Consider the following 13575-nt stretch of genomic DNA (forward strand, 5'->3'; position numbering starts at 1 on the left):
AGCTGGAACGCTTTATTTATTAGGAATGGAATGATGACAGTAACAATTTGGTTTTCTTTATTAGCGATTTGCTTGTTGGGGGCAATGTCTCCGGGCCCAAGTTTGGCGATGATCGCTAAACACAGTTTGGCTGGTGGCCGTATGAACGGGCTTATCGCAGCTTGGTCACACGCTGCTGGCATCGGTATTTATGCGTTCGCAACCATTGTTGGTTTAGCTGTTGTGCTTGAGCAATCCCCAATGTTGTTTAAAGGTATTAGCTTAGCGGGTGCTGCTTATCTGCTTTATCTCGGCGTAAATGCGTTGCGTTCGAAAGGTGGTGTTGCTGCGAAATTAGAAGCGGGTGAAAAGATGAGTTACATGCAGTCTGCTCGTGAGGCTTTCTTGATCTCTATCTTGAGCCCAAAGATCGCATTGTTCTTCATCGCTCTGTTCAGCCAATTTGTCGCATTGGGTAATGAGCTGACCAATCAGGTTATCATTGTCTCAACGCCACTGATTGTCGACGGCCTTTGGTACACCTTTATCACCTTGGTACTGTCTAGCCCGTTGATTGTTGAACGTATTCGCTCGAAAGCTCAGTTGATTGATCGACTATCTGGCGTGGTGTTGATCTTGCTTGCTGTTCGTGTGGTGTGGACGATATAGCAGTCGCTCATACTAAGACAAGATCCTATATACATAAAAAAGGCTCACTAGACGTTATCTAGTGAGCCTTTTTGAGTTCTATGGATTGGTTTCGAAAGGCTTGAGCTTATTAGCCTTCAGAGTTCAGCACGGCATCTAACTTCGCCATCGAGTCTGAGAAGTAGGGGTTATAGGTCAAACGCGCATGGTTCTTCCCTTCTTCACGATATCCCCATGCTGAGTACCAAACTTCACTTGTCGCGTTACACTCGGCTTCAAAGCCTTCAGCCTGACCATTAGAACAGATCTTCTCGCTACCATTGATCCCGTAGTACGGGTTGCTTGGCGAGAACAATAACCCCATGTGAGAGCCGTTCGAGATACGTTGCTCTGGAATCTTCATGCTGTATTGAACCGCGCGAGGATCGTCGAGTGTGGTCTCTCCTTGCCAAACCAACACATTGTTTGGGTTTGGCATAGACTCAGTAAACGCTTGTTGCACGAAGCTGGTGTCAATGACACTGTCGCCTTCACTCATCATAATAAACACCGGCTTATCGAAGTGTTTATCTTGTAAGTCTTCGCGAACCACTTCCGATGTCTCGTAGTAAACCGAGGCGCCATTCATTGGTAGTGAGTTGTAGCGAAGCACATTGTCTTCAGGATCTTGATCGGCCCACGTAACGAAGTAACTTGCTAGCCCTGCATATTGAACCGCAGACGAACTCGGTTGGAACGCAGGAGAGAACAGCAGTAACCCAGAGATCTTAGGGTCGTTCATCGCCTGTGAAGTCACTAGGTTCGCGCCTGTTGAATAACCGCCAAGCCACACAGAATCATATTCTTGCTCTAGCAACTTAGTGTGGTGAGCCACCACGCCCTGCCAATCTTCTAAGTTTGGCTGCATTAAGTCACCAACACGGCTGCCGTGACCGGGTAGTAATACCGTTCTCACTAGATAACCTTGTTCGGCTAAATGTGTCGCGATGTCTTTAAATGAGTAGGGTGAATCCCCCAATCCATGAACCCGTAGGACAGCCTTACCGTTCGGTGTTGCAGGTTGGTATTCGGTAGGTGAATTGAGTTGAATCTCTAGTTGCTTATCTTCAGTCATGAACACTCGGTTTTTCAGTAACCAATCTTGAGTATCGTTCACGTAGGCGTCAAAGCTGTCTTGCTGATAGCCAGGCAAGTCTGGAGATGTTTCGTAAGCGGGTATAGTTGTCTCGTTGGAACAACCAACGAGACTTAAAGTCGTTAAGGACAGCAGTGCTAGGAGGGGCTTTCTTTGCATTATGTAATCTTGTCTCTGTTGTGCTTTCACTATATCTGAAACTAAAGTTTAGGTTACTTTTTGCTTGAAAGGTCTTCGTATTCACCTTCAATAACACCGGCATCATTGGTTGATGACTGACGAGTGTTCATGTGAGCTGCGAAACCTTGTTTCTTCATTTGATTCTGAATGCGCTTGCCAGTAATTAAAGCTGCAATAGCTAAAGGAATAGCAAGGATCAAGCTTGTGAATAACGCCAAAAGGCCAGTAAACAATGCAACAATCGTAACTAATATATTTTTCATATTCATTCCTCTCTTTCTATGTTGTTACTTTATCGCTTCTATTCTGAACGAAACATGAACGCCGTTAATAAATCTCTGAGAGTCACTATGACACGGATGTGTGCTGTTAGGGAGTTTATATGTAGTCATAATCACGCACTAAAAATATGGAATAAAACTAAGTTTAATAAAATCAATAGCTTAAAGTTGGCACGCTTGATGCTCTATAGGGTTTGGAATACGTCACTGTAAGCAAAGTACTTACAGTTAATAAAAATTACTGGAGCCCTTATATGTTCTGTATTCAATGTGAACAAACAATTCAAACCCCAACCGTAAAAGGCTGTTCTTTCGCACAAGGTATGTGTGGTAAAACTTCGGAAGTATCCGACCTTCAAGACGTGTTGGTGCATTCTCTTCAAGGTGTTTCTTTTTGGGCCAATTTAGGCCGTGCGTGTGATGTTATTGATACTGAAATCGACGAGTGGGCGCCAAAAGCGTTTTTCGCAACACTGACCAACGTTAACTTCGACCCTGCTCGTATCATCGAATTTGCACAGCAATCTCACGAATTCAAACAGCGTTTAGAGCAACAAGTTCGCGCAGCAGCGACTTTGATTGGCTTTGAAATCCCAGCACTTTCGGCTGCTGCGCAATTCGATCTTCCAACCGATTCTTCAGAGCTATTGGCACTTGCACCACAAGCCGCGGTTAACCGTGGTTACGATTCTCAACACGAAGATGTGATTGGTCTTCGCCTTCTTTGCCTATACGGCTTAAAAGGTGCGGCAGCATACATGGAGCACGCACGTGTTCTAGGTCAAACTGACAATGCTATCTTTGCTGAATACCATGAAATCATGGCGTTCCTAGGTACGGATCCATCAGACCTAAAACAACTGTTAGATACGTCTATGCAGATTGGCTTGATGAACTACAAAGTCATGGAAATGCTGGATAAAGGCGAGACAGATACATTTGGTCACCCTCAACCAACAACTGTGAATGTGAAGACGAAGCAAGGTCACTGTATCCTTGTTTCTGGTCACGACCTGCATGATCTAGAAAAGATCCTTCAACAAACGGAAGGCAAGGGCATTAACGTTTACACCAACGGTGAGATGCTACCTGCACACGGTTACCCTGAACTAAACAAGTACCCGCACCTTGCGGGTAACTACGGCAGCGCTTGGCAGAACCAGCAAAAAGAATTTGCGAACTTCCCAGGTGCGATCGTAATGACATCTAACTGTCTGCTTAACCCTGATGTGGGCTCGTACGCTGACCGCCTATTTACGCGTAGCATCGTAGGCTGGCCGAGTGTTGATCACCTTGAAGGCGACGATTTCAGTGCAGTAATCGACTGTGCTCTTGCGCAAGAAGGCTTCAAACACGACGAGATCGAGCAAATGATCACTGTCGGCTTTGGTCGTAACGCACTGATGGAAGCGGCCCCTGCGGTTGTTGAACAAGTGAAAGAAGGCAACATAAAGCACTTCTTCCTAGTCGGTGGTTGTGACGGTGACAAATCTGAGCGTAGCTACTACACAGACTTCACAGCTCAAGCGCCAGAAGATTCAGTAATCCTGACTCTTGCCTGTGGTAAATTCCGTTTCAATAAGAACCAATTTGGTGACATTAACGGTATCCCACGTCTACTAGATGTTGGCCAATGTAATGATGCTTACTCTGCTATTCAGCTTGCTATCGCACTGTCTCAAGAGTTTGATTGTGGCATCAACGAACTTCCGTTAACGCTGGTTCTATCTTGGTTCGAGCAAAAAGCGATCGTTATCCTGCTTACTCTGTTCGCTCTAGGTGTGAAAGGTATTTACACAGGCCCAACATCACCTGCGTTCCTAACTGAGAACCTACTTAAGATTATGCAAGACGAGTTCGATATGCGTTCTATCTCAACGCCAGAACAAGATCTTAAAACAATCTTAGCGGCTTAATTTAAGCCCACTCCTAAGCCCCTTTGTTGCTGTTCTTTTAGAGTTGGTAACGTCGGGGCTTTTTAGATTTTAATCTTTAGTCATCAGCAAGGTGTGTGAACTATGTATGCATGGTCGGATAGCGATTCAATCAATTTAGTGTGTTTAAAGAAATGGCACGAGACGCCAGATACGGTCAGCTTTGAGCTTGGCAGTATTCCACAAGACCTACATTTCAACTTTAAGCCCGGCCAGTTCATTACGCTGGGTTTGGATATGCCGACAAAAACCGATTATCGCGCATACTCTGTAGCCTCTTGCCCTGAAGACAACCGCATAAAGCTGACAGTAAAGCGTCTAGAAGGTGGTTTGGTTTCTAACTTCATTGTCGATGAGCTTGATGAAGGTGATGAGGTTGTTGTTTTAAAACCGGCTGGTGGCTTTAACTGCATTGATTGCATGCCTACTACTAGCAAAAAAGTGACATTAGTCAGTGCGGGCTGTGGGATCACGCCGGTCATGGCGATGGTGAAATATTGGTTATCTCAAGATAGCGAGATGGAAATAGATTTCGTTCATATGGCACGTAATAAGCTCGAGACAATCTACTTTCAAGAACTTCATCAGCTCGACGAAACACACGCTAATTTCAACCTAAAATTGTTGCTGAAAGATAATGAAGGAACAACCGCGCCTCAAGGCCGATTGGATAAGAATTGGTTGGTGAAACTGAGCCCTGATATCTTAGACAGAACCGTTTATCTTTGTGGCCCAGTTGGGTTTATGCAAGACATAGAAAGTTACCTGAAAGAACTAGAGTTCAATATGGATAACTTTTATCAAGAGAGTTTCACGCCCGCTGCTCAAAGCAATAATTCATTAGCCAATAGCGCCTCAGAAGAACCACAACCAGAAGCATCTGCGGATTCAAATGGTGCTGTTAAGGTGTTTGTTCCTGCATTTGGTAAAGAAGTGGAAGCTGATGTGGGCACCCCGTTAGCTGATTCACTAGAAAAAGCAGGGGTTCCAATTATTATCGCTTGTCGTAGTGGGATTTGTGGTTCGTGTAAGTGCAAAGTGACCAAAGGATCTGTGGAATCAAGCAGCCAAGAAACATTGACGCCAGAACAGATTGAACAGGGCTACGTGCTCGCATGTTCAAGTTCGATTCAGTCAGATGTTGAGGTGGAGTTATAACAGACGCGAAGCTGTGCAAGAGTGATGAAGACAAGGTCTTGTCATAGCGATAAAAGTTAGAGCGCTAGATGTAAAAAGGCCACCTAGATCAGTTAGAGAGAGCAGATCTAAGTGGCAACCCTCTTGTTTATACGGGGGAGCAAAACAAAAGGGGTTGCGAAGCCCATACAGACTTCGCAGATATAGTTATTATGTTGTGGAGCTTGTCGCGATGGACGTATCTACAAGAGCGAAGTTTATTAAACTTCTGGGTATGTCTTGTAGCGTACACCCATCATCTGTTCCATACAGTGAACAACTTGGCAGCTGTAGCCAAACTCGTTATCGTACCAAATGTACAGCACGGCACGGTTGTCTTGTGCGATAGTCGCCACACCGTCAACCACGCCTGGGTGACGAGAGCCAACCAAGTCCGTAGATACAATCTCAGTCGAGTCGGTGTAATCAATCTGTGCAGATAAAGTCGAAGATAGCGCCATTTCACGCAGGTACTCGTTCAACTCTTCTTTGTTTGTGCCTTTCTCAAGGTTTAGGTTTGCTACCGCCATTGAAACGTTTGGCGTTGGTACGCGAATCGCATTACCTGTTAACTTACCTTCCATTTCTGGCATCGCTTTTGATACTGCTTTAGCAGCGCCAGTCGATGTCAAAACCATGTTCAGTGACGCAGCACGACCACGACGATCACCCGAGTGGAAGTTATCGATTAGGTTTTGATCATTGGTAAATGAGTGCACCGTTTCGATGTGACCAGACAGCACGCCAAACTTGTCGTGAACCGCTTTCAATACTGGCGTGATTGCGTTAGTAGTACAGCTTGCTGCAGAGATGATGGTGTCTTCTGGCTGAATAACATTTTCATTTACACCAAATACCACGTTCTTGATGTCGCCTTTACCGGGCGCAGTCAGTAGAACTTTCTTCGCACCGTTACACGCAACGTGCTGGCTCAGGCCTTCCGCGTCACGCCATACGCCTGTGTTATCAACCACAAGTGCGTTTTCAATACCGTAAGTCGTGTAATCCACTTCGTCTGGTTTGTTTGCGTAGATAACTTGGATGAAGTTGCCGTTAACGATGATCGCTTTGCGTTCTTGGTCTACAACAATGCTGCCGTTGAATTGGCCGTGTACAGAGTCACGACGAAGCAGGCTTGCACGTTTTTCTAGGTCGCCATCTTTGCCGCCACGTACAACGATTGCACGTAAACGCAGTGGGTAACCCGGGCCACTTTTCTCGATCAACAGACGAGTGAGCAGTCGGCCAATACGACCAAAACCGTACAATACAACGTCACGAGGTTCTGTCATCGCATCGCCTTCAAGCGATTCAATGAGTGCAGTTTGTAGGAAATCATCCAACCCGTGTGTGTCTTCGCGATCTTGCCAAAATGAATGCGCAAGGCGACCAACATCAATACGACATGGAGACAAGTCCATAGAGAGAAGGTGTTGAATGATAGGTTGAGTCTGTTCTGCTGTAAGAGGAGAACCAGTGTAACGTTTTGCGATGCGGTGAGCTTTGATGATGTCGATAGTTGTCGCGTTAACTAAGGTCTTACCAAAGAGGATAACTTCTACGCCTTTTTGACGGTATAACTGACCTAAAGTTGGAGCGATGGATTCAGCAATGGTTTGACTAGTTTGCCAATCTAGGAGGTGCTTTTCGGGACTCATCTTTACTCGGGACCTTTCACGTTAAGTTTCTGCATTCATGGCGGTTGTAGGGAAGCCAATCAGCATAGGGGATTTGAGGCATCAGGCTGTGGTCTTTATTGCCACTTAAATGTGCTGATATGCCTTGTATGTAACTTGTGATTTTTATGTGGCAGGATTGTAAGGTACGACGGGTTATTCTGCTAGGAAAAATAAATGCAGATAAATTATCTGAAAATTGGCGTGATAATAGCCACAAATCAAGATTTCAGTGTCGAGAAAGACTATTGACTTTAACAATCTGTAGCACTTAATTTTCGCCAAAAAATACTCAAATCAAAAGATAATATGTAATACGGGTAATATTGAACATTAAAGGTGTGATCGCTAACTCAGGTTACACGTAAACAGTAAACGACAAATAAGGGAATTAACCAGTATTGTTGTTCGACCTTTGAATAAGTCTAGTTTGAGCATGAAAAGTGCATCACGCAAACGATTGGATGTCACAATTTTAACCTAACTATCCGCTTTGTTAGCGCGCAGAGTCATTATTCACAGTCTAGTTGAGCCGCGAAATGTGGCCGTTCACTTGTTATGCGGGTGATAATAACTGGAGAAAACGTCTTTTGTATACATTTTGCTCACTGAAACCTCGCTTGTTTAAACCCGTCTTAATAAAAGCACGCCTTTCCGCTTTAAAGCACTTTTCTGGATACCAGTTGGCTTTAATTTTTCGTTCTGGGCTCAGAGTATCGTTTGTTCATATCCAATTTGATCAATAACCCTCTGTTAATGTCCTATTCTTAATTTGGGCTAGGTAAATTACTTTCGGGAAGGGAGTCGTTATAAAAATGATAAACATGTCAATTAGATGGCGTCTTATTTTTCTTTCCACGGTTTCTGTACTCATTATGTTCGGGTTTACAGTGAATGAAGTGCTTAAGAACGATGAGAAGATGAATCACCTTGAAACAACGCGTATTAAGGTTGAAGCGCTTCAATCTTTTAATACGGTTTCAAGTGATGCTTATCGATGGTTGATGCTGTCTAATGATTCCCCTGAGAAAGGTCAGTTGCTTTTAACACTGCAATCAGCGCTGGATAGACTGACTCAGTATGGAATGCGACTTCAACAGTTTGACAGCAATTGGAGCATTGATCCTCAGTTAGCTGAATTGAAAAAGCTGTTGATGAGCCTAGCGAGTGCGCCTGAAACCACTGACAACAGACAATTGACAGAGCGCGCTTTCGACTTGTTAAAAGACGTGCTGATGGAGCTGTCTGAATATCGTATGGCCTTAGTCGATGAAAATATCGGTCAAGCGGAAGCGATGTTTATCAATCTTACGCATTATGTGTTTTGGACTCAGAGAGAAGCGTGGTTAAGCTTCAGTTTGTATCGCTCCCCAGAGTTTAAAAACCAATACTTGCTTAGCTATGTCGGTGCTCTAGAGAGGCAGCAACAGCTATTAGATACCTTTTTCCGTTCGGATACGCGTTCTCCAAACATTAGACAGTTGTTAAACGCTGTTGCTAAAGATGAATTCCAAGACAAATTTACATCTCGAATCCTCAAAGGGGACTTTTCATCACCCGAAATCTATCAACACTTGAAAAGCTTAGAGGTTAAAAAACGGGCGATTTCAAACGCGATTGGCGCTTACACCAATCAAATACAGTTTGAACTGACCAAGAATATCGCGTTGCAGAAAAGGCAAACCTTGGTCATGACGTTGCTTATACTCATCGCTTCTGGTGTTTTGATGTGGCTTGGGGTTGCGACATCTCTGCGCTTAAACAGAAACCTGTCGATTATCTTGAAAGGTGTGTCGGAATGCGCTGATAGCTACGGCCAGCCAAAGGTGATTCGTATCCAAGGGAACGATGAGCTTGCCGAGTTCACTGAAACCCTAAATCGAGTGATGGAACGCAACTATCTGCACAACAAAGAGTTGATAACAGCAAAAGAAGACGCGATTTCGGCTAACAAAGCCAAAAGCGCATTCTTAGCCAATATGTCACATGAAATACGCACGCCACTTAACGGGATCATTGGCATGGCTGAGATCTTATCTCAAAGCCAACTGAGCCCAAATCAACAAGAAGTACTGGGGGATATCGAATCGTCCTCTCACTCTTTACTGGTGCTGCTGAATGACATACTCGACCTGTCTAAAATCGAGTCGGGTAACTTGATGTTGTCACCACACAATGCTGATTTGCGAGAAGCGGTTTATGACTCTGTGAGTGTGATTCAGTCGAAAGCGATAAGTAAGGATATTGAGCTCGACATCAATATCGATTATCAAACGCCGTCACAACTGTTTTTCGATGAGTACCGCGTGAGACAGGTGCTGACCAATCTGCTTTCTAATGCCATCAAATTTACGTCTAAGGGCACGATTACTACGGACATTGCTTATACACCTATGTCTATGGGCAGGGGCAAGCTTGAATGCAGTGTGTCTGATACTGGAATTGGGATTGAGCCAGAGAAGCTAGAGTCCATATTTGAACCTTTCACTCAAGAAGATGGCAGCATTACCCGCCAATTTGGTGGTACGGGGCTAGGGCTTGCGATTTGTCGACAGCTTGTTGATTTGATGGGTGGTTACATTACCGCGCGTTCAGTGAAAGGAGAGGGCTCTGCATTCACGTTTTGTTTGTATGTCGATATTGTAGAAGCGCCTGTTCAAACTTTTGATAACCTGAGCCGAGCGACCATCATATCGAACTCTTTCAATTACCTTGATCAACTTGTTAAAGAGTGTGAGCGTTTGAATGTTCGAGCTAATGTGGTGTCATCCATTGCAGCCCTGAGTGAAAGTGTCAAAGAAAGCGACTTCATACTTTATTGTCATACCTTGCATCACTCTATGGAGAAAGATCTTGCGACGTTGAAGGCGACATATCCTTTGGCTCGCGTCATCGTTTGTCAGCATCACCTATTTAAAACCAACCTAATCAGAGAAACGGTCCACTCGACTCATACCTTGCCATTCTTGGGCCGACGTTTCTTAACCAGCTTACAATCTCTCGATGTCGGCGAAGAGCAAACGCCTCAAGTGGAAGAAAAAGATGAAGAGGTTCGCTCTCTGAATCGACGAATTTTGATCGTTGAAGACAATCTGATGAATCAAAAAATAGCGAGCTTCTTCCTTGAGCAAGCGGGTTATGAATATTTGATTGCCAGTAATGGCCAAGAAGCGGTGGATGTCATTACCCAGGGAGCTCAGTTTGATGCCATTTTGATGGACTGCATGATGCCTGTTATGGATGGTATAACGGCGACTCGTGCGATTCGTCAGTGGGAAGCCGATCAACAAGTCACACCATTACCCATCATAGCTTTAACCGCCAGTGTTCTAGAAGAAGACATCAAAGATTGTTTTGAAGCCGGTATGAACGCCTACTTACCTAAACCCTATAAATCTCACCAGCTGTACGATCTTTTCAGTAGCCTTGATATTGTCTAAGGGCTCCCTTATCAAGGCTAGCGCGACGCTACTTAACGAACTTCCAATCCAAGGTTGTATTGTGCAAGGCAACGACCGACATAGCTGATTTTCAACAAGGCTGCGACTAAGATGGTGCTGATGTGGGCGACGATTTGAATTGGCAGTGAGAAGTGATCGGCCATTGGATAAGCAACGATAATACTGAGAAGCATAAACAAGGTTGTGATAGCTAGACTGAAGTTTGAAACAGAAAGCAGAGTTTGAAAGCGTTGAGTCATCATCTTCATATTGAATTCCTAATTGCTATTAATAATTATGATACTTGTTATTAATAGCAATTAGCGTTCCAGTTTTAATTTAATCATTAAATCAAATGGTTAAAGTTTTCTGTTAACTGTGTGAGTCATAATGACTTTATTAGCTGTCATGTCTTTATGACTCTGTGGTGTAGTTACCACTGTCTAAATCCGCAAGTATCGATGTGGAATCGAACACCAGAATACAACCCCAGCCCAACGTTATTTTTTTGCCCAAATTCAGCATGAACCTTTTTAAGTTTCACGTGTAGATCTTCGCGAGTAATATTATTCGCAGGAACTAAGTCTAAGGCGCAGAATTCCAAGTGTTTACTTCGCAGTGCACCACCAGCTTGTTGATTGTAGATATTGGTTCGCTCTCCGGACACAGGGATAACAACACCGATTTCAGGCTCAATATATTGTTGTATGTACTTCAGGGTATTGATCATGTTTGGCACATGTTTCTTATTTGGGAGGGTAAACAAGGTTGTATTACTCATTGCCCAATCCGTCCCTTGCAATAGAACGAGATGCAGAGGCATGCTCTGAGTGACGCCATTGTCCTTGAGTTGTTGTCCGATCGCTCTCACTTGGTCTTGAGCGTGATTGAGGAGCATCCAACCTCGAAATGCTGATCGGGTCGGAACCTTGTAGCCATGAACATCGACCACGAGATCGTCATAAGTGATTTCGGTTTCTTCGGTATAAAGTTTCTCAAATTTTTCAGGGTAAGGTTGTGTCGTTGATAACGCCAAGGTAATCAGAATACTTCCGTACATAAAGTCTCTCCATCGCTAGTGTACACTCGTTATTTAGTTTGATACTGCTGTTGAGTTTCATTCATTTTGCTTAGGTACGCTTAAGTCTAGATGGTTAGGTTTAGACGCTTAAGTATAGACGCTGGAGTTTAGGTACAAAAAAACCCACTACTAAGAGTGGGTTACTAACATTGTTACAAGTAAATTAGCGAGGTTAGATTACTTCTTACCTTGAGTTTGCTTGTCTTCTTCTGTCAGTTCACGAATGCGACGGCTGATGTCACGGCGAGCTTTAGAAATCTCAGCGCTCTTGATGATGTGGTCATCAACACGGTCTTCGTAGTCAGCTTTCATATTTTTGATAATGCCTAGGATTTCGTCGTGAGTCATCTCTGGCTTGATGTAATCAAGTAGGTTATCAAGAAGGTCGACACGCTTGCGGTTGTCACGAACTTTCTTTTCGTTGTCTAAAAGTTCACGCTTAAGTTTGTTCTTACGTCGTGCTTGGTTAACAATTTCAAATACGCTGCTCATAGATTCCTTTTCCTATTCGTCAAATACGTTGTCTGGTTCTGATTAAAGCACATCAATTGATGATGTAACAGTCTTTAGATCAAAGCAAAAGTAAGGTTGTTTAATTATTCGTCACTCTCGCTGATGTGTGATTGTTTTTATCTTACCGTTCAAGTTAGTATCCCATGTAGATACTGCATTGATACGAAATGTGAAATGAATCAACAACAATTGGAAAACGAAGAATTGGACGACAATGTCACTGAATCTTCAGCAGAACAAAACAAGCTTCGTGATGCGTATGTACAAGAGCGTACTTATTTGGAAGTCGTGGAAATAGAGCTAAACCGTTCTAAGATCATAATGATTGATGAACAGGGCAGAAAGAAACGAGTACCAATTTTGTCTGAACACTAGTTACTGCATTGTTAGGTGTTGAGATGGAATTATCAAAATAATAAAAAGGAAAAACGATGAACACAGTACTTTCCCCAATTGAAGCGAGAATTATCGGTTGTTTGATCGAAAAAGAAGTCACTACTCCCGATCATTACCCACTGACACTGAACAGTTTAACCACGGCATGTAATCAAAAGAGTAACCGTGAACCTGTTCTCTCTCTTTCTGAGTCAGATGTTTTAGATGCGGTTGATGGTTTAATCGGACGTCGCATGGTGAGTGATGAGAGCAGCTTCAATAGCCGTGTTAATAAGTATCAGCATCGTTTCTGCAACACTGAGTTCGGTGATCTGCAATTTACAGAGCAAGAGCGTGCAATCATTTGCTGTATGTTACTGCGCGGCGCGCAAACGCCTGGTGAACTTCGTACTCGAACGGGTCGCCTTGCAAACTTTAGTGATGTGAAAGAAGTCGAAGCAACATTAGACAAACTCGCTGCAAGAGAAGCAGGTGCCTTGGTTGTGAAGCTGCCACGCGAAGCGGGTAAACGTGAATCACGCTACCAGCACTTGTTGAGCGGTGAAGTGGATGTTGAAGCGTTTGCGACGGCATCAGTAAGTGCGGCTGCCCCCTCTGCAACGAGTGAAAAGTTTGAAGAGCTTGAGTCTGAAGTTGCAAGCCTACGAGCAGAAGTGGCAGAGCTTAAGGCTCTGGTTGAATCACTGCTTTAAATGTCAGATGCTGATAAAAATGCGGATTGGGTCGTGTACTTGATCCGCAATCGTCACAATGCCCTTTATTGTGGCGTGACGAACAATCTAGAACGTCGATTTGAACAACATCAAACCGGTAAAGGCGCCAAAGCTTTAAAAGGTAAAGGCCCGCTAAAGCTGGTTTGGAGTTTTGATGTTGGCTCAAAAAGTGAAGCATTGAAAACCGAATATGCGATTAAGCAATTGCCCAAATCCCGCAAAGAAAAACTGGTATCACTCAAACTGATTATTGAGTGGCAAAAAGACAAAATTCAATATATCGAAGTCTCATAATTCATAGCCAAAATGTTTGTTATTGATTAAATCTTAATAATGTAAAGGACTATAATAAATCAATCTAAGCTTTTGAATTTAAAGGTTAATTGATTCTAATGTGAATGGGCTGAAATCATGATTGAACTG

13 protein-coding genes are annotated in these 13575 nt (G+C 43.7%); 7 read left to right on the top strand and 6 right to left on the bottom strand.

The window, feature by feature from the left end:
- Positions 1 to 33: 33 nt before the first annotated feature.
- On the top strand, positions 34 to 648 hold the full coding sequence (locus A142_RS16545) for a LysE family translocator (protein ID WP_017061779.1): 615 nt from the start codon (positions 34 to 36) through the stop codon (positions 646 to 648).
- A gap of 109 nt (positions 649 to 757) precedes the next feature.
- On the opposite strand, the gene A142_RS16550 is transcribed toward A142_RS16545, so the two are convergent.
- On the bottom strand, positions 758 to 1921 hold the full coding sequence (locus tag A142_RS16550; protein WP_019823407.1) for an alpha/beta hydrolase: 1164 nt from the start codon (positions 1919 to 1921) through the stop codon (positions 758 to 760).
- Between the two features lie 53 nt (positions 1922 to 1974).
- Complete coding sequence (locus tag A142_RS16555; protein ID WP_017061777.1) at positions 1975 to 2205, bottom strand: hypothetical protein; 231 nt, start codon at positions 2203 to 2205, stop codon at positions 1975 to 1977.
- Between the two features lie 272 nt (positions 2206 to 2477).
- Between A142_RS16555 and hcp the strand changes: the two genes are divergently transcribed.
- Both hcp and A142_RS16565 read left to right on the top strand, forming a co-directional pair.
- Positions 2478 to 4139, top strand: a complete 1662-nt coding sequence (gene hcp, locus A142_RS16560) for a hydroxylamine reductase (protein ID WP_019823409.1) — start codon at positions 2478 to 2480, stop codon at positions 4137 to 4139.
- Between the two features lie 102 nt (positions 4140 to 4241).
- The gene (locus tag A142_RS16565; protein ID WP_019823411.1) at positions 4242 to 5315 is read left to right on the top strand and encodes a hybrid-cluster NAD(P)-dependent oxidoreductase; all 1074 of its coding nucleotides are present in this window, start codon (positions 4242 to 4244) and stop codon (positions 5313 to 5315) included.
- A gap of 239 nt (positions 5316 to 5554) precedes the next feature.
- On the opposite strand, the gene A142_RS16570 is transcribed toward A142_RS16565, so the two are convergent.
- The gene (locus A142_RS16570) at positions 5555 to 6991 is read right to left on the bottom strand and encodes a glyceraldehyde-3-phosphate dehydrogenase (RefSeq protein ID WP_019823413.1); all 1437 of its coding nucleotides are present in this window, start codon (positions 6989 to 6991) and stop codon (positions 5555 to 5557) included.
- A gap of 893 nt (positions 6992 to 7884) precedes the next feature.
- Between A142_RS16570 and A142_RS16575 the strand changes: the two genes are divergently transcribed.
- Positions 7885 to 10449 (top strand): ATP-binding protein, encoded by a 2565-nt coding sequence (locus A142_RS16575; protein ID WP_019823416.1) that lies wholly within the window; start codon positions 7885 to 7887, stop codon positions 10447 to 10449.
- Positions 10450 to 10481: 32 nt separating this feature from the next.
- Here A142_RS16575 and A142_RS16580 read toward each other — a convergent pair whose 3' ends face one another.
- The 3 genes from A142_RS16580 to A142_RS16590 form a co-directional block, all read right to left on the bottom strand.
- Entirely contained in the window at positions 10482 to 10718 is a 237-nt protein-coding gene (locus A142_RS16580; RefSeq protein WP_019823418.1) for a hypothetical protein, read from the bottom strand.
- A gap of 164 nt (positions 10719 to 10882) precedes the next feature.
- A complete protein-coding gene (locus tag A142_RS16585) occupies positions 10883 to 11509 on the bottom strand; it encodes a D-Ala-D-Ala carboxypeptidase family metallohydrolase (protein WP_019823420.1) in 627 nt (208 codons plus the stop codon).
- A gap of 198 nt (positions 11510 to 11707) precedes the next feature.
- Positions 11708 to 12022 carry a DUF496 family protein gene (locus A142_RS16590; RefSeq protein ID WP_004730049.1) on the bottom strand — a complete coding sequence of 105 codons (315 nt, stop codon included), beginning with the start codon at positions 12020 to 12022 and terminating at the stop codon, positions 11708 to 11710.
- A gap of 195 nt (positions 12023 to 12217) precedes the next feature.
- Between A142_RS16590 and A142_RS16595 the strand changes: the two genes are divergently transcribed.
- The 3 genes from A142_RS16595 to A142_RS16605 are packed head-to-tail and all read left to right on the top strand — an operon-like array spanning position 12218 to position 13446.
- The gene (locus tag A142_RS16595; protein ID WP_017068647.1) at positions 12218 to 12418 is read left to right on the top strand and encodes a hypothetical protein; all 201 of its coding nucleotides are present in this window, start codon (positions 12218 to 12220) and stop codon (positions 12416 to 12418) included.
- Positions 12419 to 12474: 56 nt separating this feature from the next.
- On the top strand, positions 12475 to 13131 hold the full coding sequence (locus A142_RS16600; protein WP_019823422.1) for a YceH family protein: 657 nt from the start codon (positions 12475 to 12477) through the stop codon (positions 13129 to 13131).
- Positions 13132 to 13446 (top strand): GIY-YIG nuclease family protein, encoded by a 315-nt coding sequence (locus A142_RS16605; protein ID WP_019823424.1) that lies wholly within the window; start codon positions 13132 to 13134, stop codon positions 13444 to 13446.
- The last annotated feature ends 129 nt before the right edge of the window (positions 13447 to 13575 follow it).

The organism is Vibrio splendidus 12E03 (assembly GCF_000272105.2).
Lineage (GTDB): Bacteria > Pseudomonadota > Gammaproteobacteria > Enterobacterales > Vibrionaceae > Vibrio > Vibrio splendidus_I.